The sequence below is a fragment of the Mycobacterium sp. genome, assembly GCF_035506235.1.
Taxonomy (GTDB): Bacteria; Actinomycetota; Actinomycetes; order Mycobacteriales; family Mycobacteriaceae; genus Mycobacterium.
Genome location: NZ_DATJPU010000140.1, coordinates 103971 through 121354, shown reverse-complemented (window position 1 = coordinate 121354; position 17384 = coordinate 103971). Strand labels below are relative to the sequence as shown.

The following is a 17384-nucleotide window of genomic DNA, read 5'->3' as shown; positions in this document are numbered from 1 at the left end:
GCCATCGAAGACCGCGACCCTTTCCTTGCAAGACGAACCGTCTCGTCTTGTGGCAGACTACGGGGCGGGTCAGGATATGTAAAGCGGGCCGTCAGCAGTGAGGATCACCCCATGCCAAGCGATCTCATCCGGGCGAGCTCTCCGAGGCGCCGCAGCGAGAAATCGCGCACGGCCATCGTCACCGCCACGCGGGAGCTGCTTCTCGAGCGCGGATTCGACGGCCTGACCATCGAGGCGGTCGCCGCCCGGGCGGGTGTGGGAAAGCAGACCATCTATCGCTGGTGGCCCAGCCGTCCCGCGCTCGTCGCCGACGTCATGCTCGAGGACGCCGACAAGATCCTGGCGTCGGTCGACCACACCGATGACCTGTCCGCCGACCTGGTGCGGTGGGTGGGCAGGCTCGTCGCGAGCCTGACGACGGCGCGCGGCATGGCCATGCTGCGGATCCTGACCGTCGCCGGCATGGAGCACGAGGACACCGCCGTCAGGCTGCGCGCGGGGTTCAGCGCGCCGCTGCACGACAGCGTCCGGGCTCGGCTGATCGCCGACGGCGTCGATGCGGCGGCCGCCGAGTCAGCGGCGGACGCCATCGTCGGCGGCGTGGTGTACCCGATACTGTCTGAGCCGCAACAATACTCACGACGCCGGGCCGAGCGCACGACCAGGATCATCGTCGAGGCGCTCGGGCCGCGCCGCTGACCACGATCGCAACGAACGCAACAACGCGCTCTTCTTGTAGTAGGAATTGGTCCCGAACCCGTATCGGCGCGGGCATCGGTTGCCGTCGGGTTCCCGCTAAGCTTTCGCAAAGCGACAGAACTCTTCGGCGAAGGCGGGTTCTACGCCTGAGGAGTGGCCGTGGACGAAGATTGTCTGAAGCTCACCACCTATCTGGCCGAGCGGCGGCGCACGCGCGACGGCTTCGTCTCCGACGTGCTGCTCGGCCTGTATGAAGAGCACCGCATCGCGAGCAGCGTCGTACTGCGCGGCATCGGCGGCTTCGGCACTGGCCGCCACCTGCGGACCGACGAGTCTTTGACGCTGTCCGAGGACCCCCCCGTGGTGGTCGTGGCGGTGGACACCCGGGAGGCCATCGAGGCCGTCCTCGACCCCGTACTTGCCGTCAAACAGCGAGGGTTGCTCACCCTCGAGCGCGCGCGCCTGCTGCGCGACGGCATCGGTCCGCTGGAGCTTCCTCATGATTTGCACGAAGCCGTCAAGTTGACCGTTTACGTCGGCCGCAAGGAGCGCGTCTACGGGGTGCCCGCCTACATCGCGCTCTGCGACCTGATGTATCGACGACAACTTGCCGGCGCGTCGGTATTCCTGGGCGTCGACGGCACCGCCCACGGGCAAAGGCAGCGCGCGCGTTTTCTTGGCCGCAATCCCGACGTGCCCATGATGGTCATTGCCGTCGGGTCCGGCGAGCGGATCGGCCGGGTGTTGCCCGAACTCGGCGGCCTGCTGCGGCGTCCCATGATCACGCTTGAACGGGTCCGCGTGTGCAAGCGCGACGGGGAGCTACTGGAACGGCCGCACGCTCTGCCGGGGTTCGACGAACACGGCCTACCGCTGTGGCAGAAGTTGATGATCTACACCTCGGAATCCGCGCGCCACAACCGCGTGCCGATTCATCGCGGTCTGCTCCAGCAGCTCCGAAAACGTAAGTCGCCCGACGGCGCGACCGTCATACGCGGCATCTGGGGCTTCAACGGCGATCACCAACCGCACGGTGACAAGCTGCTGTCGCTGAGTCGAGACGTCCCCGTCGTCACCGTCATCGTCGACACACCCGACAACATCGCCGAATGTTTCGACGTGGTCGACGAACTCACCCAGCACCGGGGATTGGTCACCAGCGAAATGGTGCCCGCCCTGGTTTCCGACGAGGGCGATGGCAGCCCGGGCCGGCCGCCCATGGCCAACCACCGCTACTGAGGGCGCAGCCTCAGCCGGCCACGGAGGCGTCGTAGATCGACTGGATCGACTTGTCCAGGGTGGCGTTGAACTGCTCATCGGACTGGTCGACCGAAAGCCCCTCGGTGAGCGCGCGACTGAAGCTGGCGATCAATCCCGTGTTCTTCGCCAGCAGCTCGTTGGCCTCCTCGCGGGAGTAGCCGCCGGAGAGAGCGACCACCCGCATCACCTTCGGGTGCTCGATCAGGGGGCGATAAAAGTTGACCTCGGTGGGCAGGCTCAACTTGACCATCACGCGCTGCCCGTCGGGCACCGCTTCGAGCTGCTTGGCGATTTCGTCCCGCAGGATGCTCTCGGCCTGGGCCTTGTCCGGGATCGAGATCGTGACCTCGGGTTCGATGATGGGCACCAGGCCGTGCGACAACACCTTTCGGGCGACCTCAAACTGCTGTGCGACCACCGCGGCGATGCCCCCTTGGTTGGCGCCGCCGATCACCGACCGCTCCTTGGTGCCGAACACCCCCTTGCCCACGGCCCGCTCCAGCAGCTCGTCCAGACCCGGGATGGGTTTCATCAGCTGCACATCGTCGGACGCCTCCGCCAGGCCTTTGTCGATTTTGAGGAATGGCACGATGCCCTTGGTCTCCCAGAGGTAGGTGGTCGACGGCTTGCCCTCGATCTCGCGGTCCATGGTCTGTTCGAACAGGATCGCCGCCAGCACCCGGTCGCCGGTGAACGCCGGCGAAGTGATGATCCGCGAGCGCATCTCGTGGATGAGGTCGAACATCTCCTTCTCGGAGGAATACGCGTCCTCCTTGATGCCGTACAGACGCAGCGCCTTGGGCGTCGAGCCCCCGCTCTGGTCGAGCGCTGCGATGAATCCCTTGCCCGATGTCATCCGGTCGGCTTGCTGCTGGTTCGGCATGGAATTCCCCACTCCCTCGTGGCACTGTCGGTGACGGCGCACCGTCAAGCTCGAATCGTGCCGATCATATTCGTCCGGTCCAGGGGCGGGCAGGCAGGTCGTCAGTCGGTCCCGGCGAGCTCGCGTTGCCCGATCACCCCGCTTATACCCGCTGCGCCGAGCCGCTCACGGAACGCGTGCGCCGTGTAGCCGACCGCCGTCGCGTCCGTTCGGGCGCGCACCGTCGCCGAACGCGGCATGTGAAACAGCACGCCCATCTCGCCGAAGTAGTCCCCGGGCCCCGCCACCTTGACCAGCTCCTCGCCGCCGTCGGCCAGCTCGCGCACGATGTCGAAGTGACCGTCGGACACCACGTAGATCAGGTCACCCATGGTGCACTGCTCGAAGAGCACCTCGCCGGCCTTGAGCTGGACAGTCTCGGGGAGCCGGTTCGTCGACGCATGCGCGGGCGCCAGCTCGACGACGTGATCGGCCATCGGAAGGATCCGGCTGTCGTGGGTGGCAACCACCACCACGCGCTCGCCCTCCGCGAGCGAGCGGATCAACCGCAGCACCTCCTCCACCTGGATGAAGTCGAGGTGCGCGGTCGGCTCGTCCGCGAGGATCAACGGTGGTTCCAGCGCGATCGCGCGGGCAACCGCGACGCGTTGCTGCTGCCCGCCACTGAGGTCGCCGGGGCGGTATTTCATCCGCTCCGCGAGGTTGACCCGAGTGAGCAGTTCCTCGGCACGCCGGCGCGAGGCCGCGCGCGACCACCCGGCCGCGCGCAGCGGGACCATCACGTTCTCGCACGCGGTGAGGCTGGGCACCAGGTTGAAGGCCTGGAAGACGATCCCCACCGTGTCGCGCCGATATTGCGCCAGCGCTCCGCCCTCGAGCTTCGTGATGTCGACGTCGTCGAACGTGATCGCCCCGGACTTCGGGCGCAAGATGCCGCCGAGGCAGGACAACAACGTCGTCTTGCCGCAGCCGCTCGGGCCGAGCAGGATCACCAGCGACCCGGCCGACACGTCAAGGTTCAGGCCGTTGAGCGGCCGGATCGCGTACCCGCCGCTGGAGTATTCGACGACGAGGTCTCGAATGCTCAGATCGCCCATCGCTCAGGGACCTCCGAATGCGAGCGCCGGATCGACGGCGACCGCGCGCCTGAATCCGGCAAGGCTGGCCAGCAGACCGATCACGATCGCGACCACCGACAGCGCCAGGTACGCATAAGCGGGCACCACAACAAGCATCGGGAACACCGGGCCAAGCAACAACGAAAAGATGACGCCCAGCACCGCCGCGAGCAACGTGACAACGACCGCCTGCAACGCCAGGCCGGCCAGAATCGACCGCGTCGGCACGCCGATCGCCTTGAACACCGCGAAATCGCGCAGCCGTTCCAGCGCGGACAGGTAGACCACCGATCCGACGATCAGCACGGCCACGATCCACAGCAAGCCGGCGACGATCGTGAGTGAACTCCAGGCAACCTTCAGCGGGCGCAACATGTCGCTGAGACCGACCGCTCGATCGATGACCTGGTAGCCCTCGGGGAGCTGTCGCGGTGCGCCTTCGATCGCGATCGACGAGATCACCGGCTGCCCGTTGTACGCCAGGCGCTGCACGCCCTCTGTCGTAAGGAAGACGTTGGGTATCTTGGCCATTGCGGTGGAATTGGGCACAATGCCGACGACCCGCAGCGTGTACGCACCCACTTGCAGCTCGTCGCCGACGTGCCGGCCCAGGGTGCTCGACACCGCGACCTCGTCCGGCATCGACGGTGCCCGACCCTCCGGGACTCGTGGCATGCCCGGTCCGTGCTCCGGCGCGCCGAAGGCCGTGACGTTTCGCCTCGAGGTGCCGTCCTTGACGTTCGACGGCGCGCAGGCAAGGGGGACCGCATTCACAACGCCCGGCGAAGCGGCCACCCGGGCCAACTCGGCTTGGGCGAATGGTGTCGCCCCCAGGAATGGCCCGGCCGCGCCGGCCTTGATCACGAATGAGTCGACGCCGATGGAGTCAACGGTTCGCTGCGCCTCGACCCGAAACCCATTCGCGAGCCCGGTCATTACCAGCGTCATCGCCAAGACAAGTCCGGTGCTGACGATCGCGATGACGAGGCGCCGCCGTCGCCATTGCATATCGCGTAAGGCCGCGAACAGCATGCTCAGACGCTACCGCCGGCACGCTTTCCCGGACAGGGTGTTATTACGGTGCTTACCTCAGCGCCTCGACGACTTCATCCGCGGTGAGGATGGCGGTGGCGTAGTTCGGGATGTTGACCTCGAGGGCGGCATGCATCTCGCGGTCCGAATAGCTGGCGGTCGCGTCCTTGACCACCGTGACGTCGTAGCCGAGCTCAGCGCCGTAGCGAACGGTCGCCTCGAGGCAGGTGTGCGCGATGAGCCCCATCATGATCAGCCGGTGGATGCCGTGCTTCTTGAGCAGAAGGTCCAAGTCGGTGTTGGCGAAACCGCTTGAACACCAATGCTCTTGGGCGACGACGTCACCCGGGCGGGGCTCGAACTCGGGGCGCAGCTCCCCGCCCCACGTCCCGTATTCGAATGTCTGGCGCGACCATGCCGCCCGCTGAATCGGCGCGACGTACTTCCATGTTTCGTAGTCACCGGGCCGGTACCGGTGGTGTAGCGCGTAGAAGACGCGGATGCCCGCGGCTCGCGCGGCCTCGAGGACCTGGCGCATGTGCGGAACGCACCGGTTGGCTTCGGCGACCGCCTTCAGCCGATCCCACACCTTCCCGCCCTCGGAGATGAAATCGTTGTACGGGTCGATCACGACGAGGCCGATCAGATCCCTCTCGTAGGTCACGTCGGTCATGTTCGCATGGCGGCTAGCGGGGTTCATCCTGCTCTTGCCGGGCGGCACGCCTGGTGGGCCACACCGCCATGCGGTCGAGGAGCCCGTCCCGCAGCACCAGCGTGTGGAACAGCACCGCGCAGACGTGGGCGGTGAACGTCAGGAACAGCAGGAAGGCCAAAACGCTGTGGGCCTGCCGCAGCACCGCGTACAGGTCGAGGTTGTGCGGCGCGATTCCCGGCAGGTGCAGCGGGCCCACCAGGATGATCGGGAATCGCGCCGCCGAGAGCATGGCCCACCCGACCAGGGGCTGCAGGAGCAGCAGCGCATACAGCAGGTACTCCGACCAGGACGCGATGCGGCGTTCGGCGCGGCTCATGGTGGCCAAAAACGGCGGCAGCCGGTGGGTGAGCCGGTTCGCCAGCCGCACCACGGCGAACGCCAGGATCAGCACCCCCAACGGCCGGTGGATCGCCAGGAGCAGCGGGTAATAACTCAGCGACGCGATCATGGTGACGCCGATCAGCAGCTGCGCGATGACCATCGGCGCCATCAGCCAATGCAGAATCCGCGACGGAAGCGCGAAACGCTTTGGTGCGATGGCGGTTTGGTTCGTCTGGGCGGTCATGCGAGCACCTGGGCCACGTTGACCTCGCTGGGCGATTTGGGTTCCTCGGCGCGGCGCGTGAAGGAGCGGGCGTAAACGGCCGATCTCGCCGGGGGCAGCGGATCGTCGGACGCGGTGATGCCGTCCGGCAGCACGAGGGGGTCGAAGTTGATATCGCGCGCGTTGCCGGCTTGCTCGGTGCGCACCGCGGTGATGGTGATGGTGCCGGCGTCGATCGACCGCCGCGATGGCGGCCACGGCTTAGTGGCGTCGTTGGTCGGATCGCCCGGCTCACCGATCGTGAGAACCAGCCGCCACCTCAGTGGCCGCTGCGCCAGCGTCCGGATGAGGTCGTCGAAGAGGTAATCCTTGCCGAGCGAGGACTGCGGCCCGCCGGCCCCGCCGGCATCCTGCGGAACCACCGACCACCGCACTGGAACGGTGGCGCCGGCGCCGTTGGTGAACCAGAAGGCGTTGAGCCCGTAAAACGTGCTGTCCGCGAATCCCGCACCGGGTGGTGACTGCTTGATGATCTTCATAGCCGCGGCGGTTTCGGGGTGCCGATCGAGGAAGGCGGCCATCTTCTGCGGGTCGGGCTTGCCGGTTCCGGGCAGCGGTTTGGACGCGAGCATCCGCTCGTAGAAGCCCTCGGGGGTGCTGTCGGTGAAGACGGGCAAATTGATCATCGCTGTGCGCCACTGCTGGCCGTTGGCCTGGAACAGCAGCCCGAGCCCGCGCACGGTGTCGGGCTTGTCGGGCTGATCCGGCAGACCGCCGCCCAGCGAAAACCGGCCGACGAGCGGAAAGGTGCCCGTCCCGAAGACCGCCGCCCGGCAGACGGCCGCGCCCGCCCCGTTGCTCACAAAGGATCCGGTGGCGGCCAGCCCTTTGGCGTGATTTCGCCGGAAACCGTCGTGGTGGCCGTAGACCGCTTCGAAGCGATCGGCGAACCTCGAGGGGGTCGGTGGCGTCGCTGTGTCCGGCCGCAGCCAGCCGCCGGCGTAGGCGAACCCGCCCACATCCACCGCCGCGAAACCGGCGACAGCGCCCATGCCGAGCAGCGCGCTTCGTCGGGTCAGCGCGACGCGGCGGGGATGCGCGGGCTTGGTCTCAGCGGTTTGGTCGTCGGGCCTGCCATCGTGATCGCCGGGCTCCATGCCCACCGTCCTTTCCCGCATTTCCGGGCCTTGCCGCGCAGCCTGGGAACGAACTCGATGGACGCATTCACCCACGTGAGGCTGCCGTGCGCAACATTTGCGGCGGCCATCGCGCACACCCGGACCACGTCGGGGCGCCAGGATTCGTTCAGTTGGATTGGTCACAAAGCCACGGCTGCAAGCGCCGTTTTCGGCATGGCTTAAAATCGGCTAAACACGTGCGGCTGCGCCTCCGCCTAGCGGTGCAGAAGAGATACTGTTTCTCCCCGGCAAGGCGTGTTACGCGGGTTGAGTCGACAGCCCCGGGCTTGGCAATGGCTGTTTGATTTCTCGGTGTCCCGCGCGGGGCGAATGTGAGTGACGAAGCATGATCGAACAATCCGGCAATTCAGTCGATCCGACGACCTTCGACGTAGCAAAACACCAGGTAGGCGGGGCGGTCGTGCTCAGCGTCTCGGGTGAGGTGGACATGCTCAGCGCGCCGCAGCTCGCCGAGGCGATACGCGCCACACTGGCCGCCGGACCGCCGGCGCTGGTCATCGACCTGACGAAAGTGGACTTTCTGGCCTCAGCCGGGATGACCGTCCTGGTGACAGCGCAGGCCGAGGTCGCGCCCCCCACCCAATTCGCGGTCGTCGCGAACGGGCCTGCCACCAGCAGGCCCATCAAGCTCATGGGATTGGACAGCATTTTGTCGCTCTACAGCACGCTCGACAGCGCGCTGAGCCGTCTCGCCGACGGTTGAACCTGAGAGAGTGAGGATGCAGCCGGGAGATGGGACGCTGAAGAACGTGGGCTGGATGAGGTGTCCGACATCGATGACCGATCCCGCTTCGTGCGCAGGGAAGTGGCCGCCGACGCGCGAAGCGCGGCCCGAACCCGTGCCGAGTTCGGCGTCTGGCTCGAGAGGCACTTCACGCTGGGCGCCGAGCGGACCAACGACCTGCTTCTTGCGGTGAACGAAGCGCTGACAAACGCCGCAGAATTCGCGTACGTGGAGGCACCGCAGCGCGGGAGCGTGGACCTCAGCGCAGCCTACGACGACGACTCCGACACGCTCGCGGTCACCATCAACGACCGCGGCCAATGGCGTCCTACCCGTCCCGAACCGGCCACCGCGCAGCGCCAACCACAGATTCGCGGGCGCGGCATCCCGCTGATGCGCGCGCTCGCCGACCGCGTGACCATCGACCGCACCCCCCATGGGACCCACGTGACCTTGGTGTGGACGCGCCTCAGGTAGCGCACGGGGCCTGCTGGATGCGTGGCGATCTCCCGCAAAAGACCGCGGAGTACCCCGTCAGTGCCCCGCTCTGCTCGGCTGAGCGCCTGTGCCACAACGTATCCGTACCATCGGCGCCATGGAGCCGAGCCGGTGGTGGGGCGACGACCGCGCGATCCTCGATGACGAGGAGGCGCGCAGACGGATCCTCGAGGCCGCGGGCCGCTGCATCGTTCGTCGCGGCAACACCCAGTTCCGGATGGGCGAGGTGGCCGACGAGGCCGGGGTGTCTCGGTCCACGGTCTACCGGTACTTCCCCGGCCGCGACGATGTGTTGCTGGAGCTGATCCTGATGCGGGTGGACAAGGCGCTCGGTGATCTGGTGGGCTCGCTGCCCGCGCCGGACGACCCCGTGCGCTCCGTGCCCGAGATGGTCCTGGCGCGGGTGGAGTCCGTGGATGGCAATCCGCTGAACGAGGCGCTGTTCGCCGCCGAGAGCACGGCGGTGGCCACGGCCCTGGAGAAGGGTTCGGAACCCATCGTGAAGCTGCTGCTGCGGCACTACGAGCCCTTGCTGAACCGGTGGAAGGCGGCGGGGCATCTGCACGCCGATCTCGACCCCCGGTCGATCGTGCAGTGGTTGCACACCACGACGTTGTTCCTGCTGGCGCCGTCGTGGCGGTATCGGCCGGTCGCCGACAAGCGCAAGTTCGTCGAGCAATTCGTGGTGCGGGCACTGGTGCCGGAAATCAGACAATAATCCGTAATTGTCTGACTTCCAGACGTTCGGCTAGTTTTGTCTGATAGGGGCGCCGTGCCGATTTCGCGGCCCGCTCCCGCAAGTGACTGGCATACGGAACCGGGACGGATACATATGAAAAGTCTTGCGGGGCAGGCCTTGTCCGGTATCGGCCTGGCCGCTCACCTGGGCCACGGAATGCTCCGCGTGACCACCGACGCCGTGGTGGGCAGCCGTTTGGGGTTGCCCCGCACCGTCGAAGACATCGACGCCGGGATCCTGTCGAAGATGCTGGGGACCACCGTCAGGTCGGTCCGTGTCCTGGACCGAGACGCGGGGACATCGTCACGGGCCCGGCTGGTGCTGACCGGAAAAGACGTGCCAGAGTCGGTGTTCGTCAAGGTCGCGGCCAGGACCGCCGCCACCCGGTTGATGGGTGAACTCGGCCGACTGGGGCAGACCGAGGTGCGCTTCTACAACCAGCTCGCGCCACAGCTCACCAGCCTGCCGTATGCGTACGGCGCGGCGTTCGACACCTGGACGGGCCGGTACCTGTTGGTTTTGGAAGACCTGCCCGCCGAGTCGTGCGAGTTTCCCGACACGCTGCACCCGATCTCCCCCGACCAGGCCGGCCTGATCATCGAATTGCTGGCCGACCTGCACGCCGCTTTCTGGGACCGCCTGCCGCGCGACCGCCGCGGGCCGCTGGGCTGGCTGTACACCCCGTCCGGCGACGTGACGTCTCTGTTGACCGGTTCGCTGATGCACGCGTCGATGAAGCGGCTCGGCGAGCACACCCCGTTCCCGGTCGAGAACGGGCGCTTCATCGCCGACAACTATCGCGCCGTCGCCGCACTGATCGACACTCCCCCGCACACCGTCATGCACGGCGACGCCCATCCCGGCAACATGTACTTCTACGGCGGCAAGGCGGGCCTCTTGGACTGGCAGGCGGTGCGGCGCGGACACCCCTCCCGCGAACTGGCGTACACGCTGATCACGAGCCTGACGCCAGAAGACCGCCGCGCGACTCAACGCGACCTGCTCGACGACTACCGGCGCGCGCTCGCGGCGGCCGGCGGGCCCGAACTGGATCGCGACGACCTGTGGCTGCGCTACCGGCAGAGCGCGCTGTACGGATATGTCGCTCCGCTGATCACCGCGGGGATGGGCGGAATGCAGGTCGAAGGCATCGCCATGGAAGGTCTGCGGCGCGGCGCGGCGGCCCTCGATGACCTGGAAACCGTTGCGGCACTGCAGAGTTCTCTATAGCCCCCTGCGGTCGCATGCTCGCGGTGTTCGGCCGCGAAGTTCGCCAGGTTCATTGACTCGAACTATCCGGAGGCATATCGTCATACTTACGCTACCCGGCGTAGCGTAATGCGGCGTGTCTGACGACGACACCGCCCGGCGACAAGGAGAGGCCCTCATGTTCGACCTGAAGATCACCGGTGGCACCGTCGTCGACGGCACGGGCGCGGAGCGCTACCGGGCCGACATCGGCATCAAGGACGGCAAGATCGTCGACGTCGTGCGCCGTGGTGCCAACGACCCGGCGATGTCGGGGGAGGCCGCCGAAACCATCGACGCCACAGGGCATGTGGTGGCCCCCGGCTTTGTCGACATCCACACCCACTACGACGGCCAGGTGAGTTGGGACGGGCTGCTCGAGCCGTCCAGCGGTCACGGAGTCACCACGGTGGTCACCGGCAACTGCGGTGTCGGCTTCGCGCCGGTGCGGCCCGGCACCGAACAGTGGCTGATCGAGTTGATGGAAGGCGTCGAGGACATCCCCGGCACGGCCCTGACCGAGGGCATCACCTGGGGCTGGGAAACCTACCCCGAGTACCTCGACGCGATCGGCAAGCAGGAGTTCGCGATCGACGTGGGTAGCCAGGTCGCCCACGGCGCCATCCGCGCCTACGCGATGGGCGAGCGGGGCGCCCGCAACGAGCCGGCCACCCCCGACGACATCGCGGCGATGGCACGGCTGGTCACCGAAGCGATCGAAGCCGGCGCGCTCGGGTTTTCCACGTCCCGCACGATGGGCCACCGCGCGATGGACGGTGAGCCCGTACCCGGCACCTTTGCCGCCGAAGAAGAACTGTTCGGCCTCGGCCGCGCCATGGCCGCCGGTGGGCAGGCGGTGTTCGAGCTCGCCCCCCAGGGCGCCGCGGGCGAAGACATCGTCGCCCCCAAAAAAGAGCTCGAATGGATGCGGCGATTGGGCGGTGAGATCGACCGGCCGGTGTCGTTCGCACTCATCCAGGTCGACGCCGACCCGAAGCTGTGGCGCGAGATGCTGGACCTGTCCGCCGACGCGCATGCGGCGGGCAGCCGGTTGTATCCACAGATCGCCGCGCGCCCGTTCGGCATGATGATCGGGTTCCAGGGCCACCACGGCTTCAGCCACCGGCCCACCTATCGGCGGCTGGCGGCCGGATGCGGCCGCGAGGAACTCACGCAGCGCCTGGCCGACCCCGCGGTGAAGGCCGCGATCCTGTCCGAGGACGACCTGCCCGCCGACCCGACCCTGTTGTTCGACGGGATGTTCGCCCTGGTGCAGCACTCGCTGCACCGCCTCTACGCGCTCGGGGATCCGCCCGACTATGAGCCCGAGCCCGACCGCACCGTCGCCGCGATCGCCGAGGCGCGCGGCGAGGACCCGCTGTCGACCCTCTACGACCTCATGCTCGAGTCCGACGCCACCAACATGCTGATGCTGCCGCTGTTCAACTACGCCGACGGCAACTGCGATGCGATCCGGGAAATGATGCTCCACCCCGCCGGGGTACTGGGGCTCTCCGACGGCGGCGCGCACTGCGGAATGATCTGCGACGCTTCCTATCCCACCTTCCTGCTGACGCACTGGGCGCGCGATCGGCACCGGGGCGACAAGTTGTCGCTGGAGTACGTGATCCGCAAGCAATCGCGCGACACCGCCCACCTCTTCGGGCTCACCGATCGCGGCACCATCGAGCCCGGCAAGAAGGCCGACATCAACGTGATCGACGTGGAGGCGCTGAGGCTGCACCCCGCGGCGATGGCCTGGGACCTGCCGGCGGGCGGAAACCGGATCTTGCAGCGGGCAAGCGGCTATGCGGCGACGATCGTCAGCGGGACGGTGACCCGGCGCAACGATGTCGACACCGGGGCCCGCCCGGGCCGCCTGGTGCGCGGAGCGCGCTAAGGGCCGGGCATGACGACGGCCGCCGGCAACCCGGCCCGCACCCGCTCGCACGTCCAGGAGGACGCGATCGGCACCCCACCCGAGTCTCCAACCCTGGTGCCGGCCGCGCGCTATTACTCTGCGGAATTCGCTGCGCTGGAGGTCGAGCGGATGTGGCCGAAGGTGTGGCAGCTCGCCTGCATGGTCGACCACGTCGCTGAGCCGGGCGACTACTTCGAGTACCGCTGCGGCCCCTACGGGGTGCTGATCGTGCGCGGCGACGACGGGGTGCTGCGCGCGTTTCAGAACGCGTGCCGCCATCGCGGCAACTCGCTGTGCGCGGGCTCGGGCTCGGGTCTGCGCGAGCTCAAGTGCGGCTACCACGGCTGGACGTGGGACCTGGCCGGCACGCTCAAGCGGGTGCCCGACCGCAAGGGCTTCGGCTCGCTGCGAATGTCGGACTTCCCGCTGATTCCGGCCCGCGTCGACACCTGGGAAGGGCTCGTCTTCGTCAACCTCGACATCGACGCGATGCCGTTGACCGAGTACCTGGAGGCGGTGCCCGATGACATCGCCTGGTGCCATTTGAGCGACTTCCGCTGCTACGCGACCCTCACCGTCGACGTCGACGCCAACTGGAAGACGATCGCCGACGGCTTCAGCGAGACGTACCACATTCAGACGCTGCATCCCGAGTTGCTGCGCTGCGTCGACGATATTCATGCGCCACAACAGATTTGGGGTCACACCGGCAAGTCGGACCAGCCCTACGGGGTGCAGAGCCCACGCTTTGACGGCGCGCTGAGCGACGAAGAGGTGTGGGAGGCCTACGTCTACACGCAGGGCGCGCTGATGGGTGCGGCCGAAGGCACGCCGTTCCCCGCCGATGAACGCCGGCACGGAGAGACGGTCGCCGACTTGATCGCGGCGCGCACGCGCGCCTTCGCGGCCGGCCGCGGCGTGGACCTCGACTGGGCCGACACCGATCGGATCACCCGGCTGCACCAGTACAACGTGTTCCCCAACATGACCCTGCTGGCCAACGCCGACCACCTGACCGTCATGTGTTCGCGCCCCGGCCCGGACCCGGATCACGGTGAGCTGGTTATGTTCCTGATGACGCAGATGGCCCCGGGCGCGCCGCGCGCCAAGCCGGCGGACATGCGCACGACAGCCGGCGAGGCCGAGCCCGGCGTCGTGCTCACCCAGGACATCCGGCTGCTCGCGGGCCTGCAGCGGGGCCTGCACCAGCCCGGCTTCACCCACTTGGTGCTCTCCAGCGAAGAACGGCGCGTGATCAACACGCACCGCAACCTCGAGCGCTACCTCAACCTTCCTGAGTCCGAGCGGATGACCACTCAGGCGTGACGCGCCGCCTCTTGGGCAAGTTGGACGCGCGACGCCAGGCCCAGCTTGTTGTAAACGTGGGTGAGGTGGGTCTCGACGGTGCGTGGCGATATGAAGAGCCGCGTGGCGATGTCCTTGTTGCCCAAGCCCTCACTGACGAGCCCGACGACGTCCAGTTCGGCCGGGGTGAGCGAAGCCCAGCCGGTGGACGGGCGTTTGCGTTCGCCGCGCCCGCGCCGCGCGTAGGCGATCGCTTCTTGCGTGGACAGCGCCGCGCCCTCGGCGTAACCAGTGTCAAACTCGTTCTGGCCCATGGCATCCCGGAGCGCAGCCACCAATGCTTCGTAGTCGGCTTGGTAGATCCGATACCGGACTTCGCCGGTGCGTTGCCGGATGGCCTCGGCCGCGCCGTAGAGGCGGGCCGCCTCGGGGTAGCTCTCCGCCTGAGCGACCAACCGAGCAATGAGGTCGAGAATATCGGGCAGGTTCAGCTGCACCTCGATATCGGCGGCACACACGAGTGCGTCGTGTGCGTCACGCTCGGCGGCCTCTGCATCGCCTTCGGCGAGCGCCACGCGGGCACGAGTGGTCAGGGCCCACATCCGGTGAAATCCGGCATTTAGCGATACGGCCTGGTCGGCCCACGATCGGGCCGCCGCCAGATCGCCTGTGGCAAGCTCGGTTTCGGCCCTATATCGCATGTTCGACGCCGTAAACGCGACGTCCGGTATGAGGCTATGGCCCTGTGCCAGAGCGAGGTTCGCGGCGACAACGTCGCCGGCGGCAAAGTGTGCAGCACCCAAACCCATAAGTCCGAGGCCCTCGATGACCGAGCCGAGTTCGGCGGCGGATTCGCTGCCTCTTTCGGCAGCGGCGAGAGCCTCGGACGTCTTGCCCTGACACCCCAGGAAAATAGCCTGCACGAGGAGGCCGTTGAACTTGCACAAGGGGTCGCCGGCCGCATCGGCATCGGCAATCACGTCCTGCAATATCGCTTCGCCGCCCCGCAGGTCGCCAAGCAAGCCCCGCGCCCCGGCGACACCCCACACACGACACACGCCGGAGGTGAACCGGTCACCGATCGCGTCGGCAAGTTCGCGCCCTTCTTCGCCGACCGCACGCGCCGCTATCGCGTCGCCAGCCGACATGATGGCCCCGTACACCTGGAAGCCCAGCAGCTGGCTCAGCCTCCATTTGTCGCCCACGTCGCGCGCCAACCCGATGGCCTCGCCAAAGTATGTTGCCGCATCTTCGGGGCTGAACGCGCCGGTACCACAGCAAGCGGTGAGGGCGCGGACCAGCAGGGCGGAATCATCGAGTCGGCGAGCGATCACCAAGGCTTCGGCGGCCTGCTCCCTGCGCTCCGGAACCCCGATCCAGCCGTCAATCAGCGCCGCGTCGGCCAGCGTCCGCGCCAGCACCGCCGGTGACACCTCGCGGTCGAGGGTGTCACGGTCGGCCAGTGCCTCGTCGAGCCAGCTCAGCCCTTCGCGCAGGCGCCCGCGGGTGAGCCACAACGGCTGAAGCGACGACGCGAGCTGCAATGCACGCTCGACATCCATGGTTTCGCGGCTCCAGGCGAACGCCGCGCGTAGGTTGTCGATCTCGGTTTCCATTTGCTCGACCCGCTGCTGGTGACCTGTGGCCGCGGGAGCATCGAGCTGGGCGGCCAGCGCGGTGTAGTAGTCGCGGTGACGAGCGCGCACGGTATCGGCGTCACCAGATTCACCAAGCTTTTCCAGGGCGTACTGGCGCACCGTCTCCAGCAGCCGATACCGCATCCGGCCGCCGGAATCATCCGCGACCACAAGCGATTTGTCCACGAGCAACGTGAGCTGATCCAGCACCTGGTAGCTCTCCACCTCGGTGTCACCGGCGACGGCTCGGGCGGCGGACAAGTCGAACCCGCCCATGAACGCCGCAAGCCGGCGAAACAACACCCGCTCGGACTCGGTCAACAGCGCGTGCGACCAATCCACCGACGCCCGCAACGTCTGCTGGCGGCGCACCGCCCTGCGGCCGCCGCCGGTCAACAGTCGGAACCGGTCATTCAGACTGCCGACGATCTCGTCCAGCGACAACGCCCGCACCCGGGCCGCGGCCAGTTCGATGGCCAGCGGCATGCCGTCGATGCGACGACAGATCTCGCGCACCGTATGGGTGTCGGCCTCGGTGAGATTGAAATCGGATCGCGCCCGGCGAGCGCGGTCGAGGAACAGCTCGATGGCCTCGTCGTCCAACGACAGGGACGGCACCCGTCGAATCACCTCGCCGGACGACCCGATCGGCTCCCGACTCGTTGCCAACAACATCAATCCGGGACAGGCGCTCAGCACCGTGGTAACCAATTCGGCGACAGCATCCAAGAGGTGCTCGCAGTTGTCCAGTACTACCAGCATGCGACGGTCTCCGACGAACCGAGTGAGCGTGTCGATTGTGGAGCGCCCCGGTTGATCCGCCAAGCCGAGGGCATCCGTCATCGCGACCGGGACAAGGCCGGGGTCGGCGATCGGGGTCAGATCGACGTACCAGACCCCATCGCCGAATTCGTCGGCTATCCGGTCCGCGACCTGTATGGCAAGCCGGGTTTTGCCCACACCGCCGGCGCCGGTCAAGGTCACCAGCCGATTGGCGGTGAGGAGCTGGCGCACGTTGTCAAGCTCCGCGCCGCGGCCGACGAAACTGGTGAGTTGCACCGGCAAATGTTGAGCGGCAACCGATTTCGACGTTTTCAGCGGCGGGAAGTCGTTGCGAATGTCCGGGTGGCAGAGCTGCGCCACTCGTTCGGGACGGGCGACACCGCGCAGTTCATGCCTGCCGAGATCGGTCAGCCACGCGTCGGGCGGAAGCGCGTCGACGACCAGATCCTCAGTGGTGCCGGACAGCACCGTCTGCCCACCGTGCGCGAGATCACGCAGCCGCGCGGTCCGGTTGATCGTCGGACCGATGTAGTTGCCCTCATCGCGCAGCTGGACCTCGCCGGTGTGCACGCCGATACGCAACCGGATCGGCGCCAACGGCGCACGCTGCAACTCCAGCGCGCATGCGACAGCCCCGGTCGCCCGGGCGAACGCCACCACAAAGCTGTCGCCCTCACCTTGCTCAACCGGCCGCACCCCGCCGTGGGCCGCCAGCAGGTCGACCAGCGCGCGATCCAGGCGCGCGACGGCGGCCGTCATCTCCTCGGGTTGGGTCTCCCACAGCCGCGTAGAGCCCTCGACATCGGCGAGCAACAGCGTCACCGTTCCGGTTGGAAGCACGTCGCTCCAGTTCAACTCCGCGCGTGGATCAATTTCGGTCATGCTAGCCAGCATCCCGGCGCGGCGAGCCGCAAACATCAGGGAAACCCCGTACGTGCCCGCATGGTTGTCGCGCTGAGGTGGGCAAATCGTCAATCATCTGCGCGCACCAAGGCCATTGACACTGCGCTGAGGGCGGGGGGTTCTCGCACTTTTTCGCCATAGCCGCAGAGTCAACGCTTCCGCCGAGCTCGCCCTCA

The 17384-nt window shown here is 67.3% G+C and carries 15 protein-coding genes; 8 read left to right on the top strand and 7 right to left on the bottom strand.

Features of this window, described 5'->3' with window-relative positions; genetic code table 11:
- Positions 1-111: 111 nt before the first annotated feature.
- Entirely contained in the window at positions 112-699 is a 588-nt protein-coding gene (locus VMD50_RS13425; RefSeq protein WP_325428229.1) for a TetR/AcrR family transcriptional regulator, read from the top strand.
- A gap of 159 nt (positions 700-858) precedes the next feature.
- Complete coding sequence (locus tag VMD50_RS13420) at positions 859-1938, top strand: DUF190 domain-containing protein (RefSeq protein WP_325428228.1); 1080 nt, start codon at positions 859-861, stop codon at positions 1936-1938.
- Between the two features lie 10 nt (positions 1939-1948).
- On the opposite strand, the gene VMD50_RS13415 is transcribed toward VMD50_RS13420, so the two are convergent.
- The 6 genes from VMD50_RS13415 to VMD50_RS13390 form a co-directional block, all read right to left on the bottom strand.
- Complete coding sequence (locus tag VMD50_RS13415; RefSeq protein WP_325428227.1) at positions 1949-2842, bottom strand: fructose bisphosphate aldolase; 894 nt, start codon at positions 2840-2842, stop codon at positions 1949-1951.
- Between the two features lie 101 nt (positions 2843-2943).
- A complete protein-coding gene (locus VMD50_RS13410; protein WP_325428226.1) occupies positions 2944-3939 on the bottom strand; it encodes an ABC transporter ATP-binding protein in 996 nt (331 codons plus the stop codon).
- Between the two features lie 3 nt (positions 3940-3942).
- Positions 3943-4992 (bottom strand): ABC transporter permease, encoded by a 1050-nt coding sequence (locus VMD50_RS13405; RefSeq protein ID WP_325428225.1) that lies wholly within the window; start codon positions 4990-4992, stop codon positions 3943-3945.
- A 52-nt stretch (positions 4993-5044) separates the two neighbouring features.
- Complete coding sequence (locus tag VMD50_RS13400; RefSeq protein ID WP_325428224.1) at positions 5045-5665, bottom strand: cysteine hydrolase family protein; 621 nt, start codon at positions 5663-5665, stop codon at positions 5045-5047.
- 13 nt (positions 5666-5678) lie between these two features.
- The gene (locus tag VMD50_RS13395) at positions 5679-6272 is read right to left on the bottom strand and encodes a cytochrome b (RefSeq protein WP_325428223.1); all 594 of its coding nucleotides are present in this window, start codon (positions 6270-6272) and stop codon (positions 5679-5681) included.
- Entirely contained in the window at positions 6269-7408 is a 1140-nt protein-coding gene (locus VMD50_RS13390) for a catalase family peroxidase (protein WP_325428264.1), read from the bottom strand. Before VMD50_RS13390 ends, VMD50_RS13395 begins: the two co-directional genes overlap by 4 nt.
- Positions 7409-7775: 367 nt before the next feature.
- Between VMD50_RS13390 and VMD50_RS13385 the strand changes: the two genes are divergently transcribed.
- The 6 genes from VMD50_RS13385 (at position 7776) to VMD50_RS13360 (ending at position 13906) form a co-directional block, all read left to right on the top strand.
- Positions 7776-8153: an STAS domain-containing protein gene (locus VMD50_RS13385; protein WP_325428222.1), complete on the top strand. Its 378-nt coding sequence runs from the start codon at positions 7776-7778 to the stop codon at positions 8151-8153.
- A gap of 60 nt (positions 8154-8213) precedes the next feature.
- Positions 8214-8651, top strand: coding sequence for an ATP-binding protein (locus tag VMD50_RS13380; protein WP_325428221.1), 438 nt, complete (start codon positions 8214-8216; stop codon positions 8649-8651).
- Positions 8652-8769: 118 nt separating this feature from the next.
- Positions 8770-9390 (top strand): TetR/AcrR family transcriptional regulator, encoded by a 621-nt coding sequence (locus VMD50_RS13375; protein ID WP_325428220.1) that lies wholly within the window; start codon positions 8770-8772, stop codon positions 9388-9390.
- A gap of 114 nt (positions 9391-9504) precedes the next feature.
- The gene (locus tag VMD50_RS13370) at positions 9505-10641 is read left to right on the top strand and encodes a phosphotransferase (protein ID WP_325428219.1); all 1137 of its coding nucleotides are present in this window, start codon (positions 9505-9507) and stop codon (positions 10639-10641) included.
- A gap of 157 nt (positions 10642-10798) precedes the next feature.
- The gene (locus VMD50_RS13365; RefSeq protein ID WP_325428263.1) at positions 10799-12559 is read left to right on the top strand and encodes an N-acyl-D-amino-acid deacylase family protein; all 1761 of its coding nucleotides are present in this window, start codon (positions 10799-10801) and stop codon (positions 12557-12559) included.
- A 9-nt stretch (positions 12560-12568) separates the two neighbouring features.
- Positions 12569-13906, top strand: a complete 1338-nt coding sequence (locus VMD50_RS13360) for an aromatic ring-hydroxylating oxygenase subunit alpha (protein ID WP_325428218.1) — start codon at positions 12569-12571, stop codon at positions 13904-13906.
- Here VMD50_RS13360 and VMD50_RS13355 read toward each other — a convergent pair.
- Entirely contained in the window at positions 13897-17199 is a 3303-nt protein-coding gene (locus VMD50_RS13355; protein ID WP_325428262.1) for a helix-turn-helix transcriptional regulator, read from the bottom strand. The two genes, VMD50_RS13360 and VMD50_RS13355, sit on opposite strands and share 10 nt — an antisense overlap.
- Between the last annotated feature and the right edge of the window lie 185 nt (positions 17200-17384).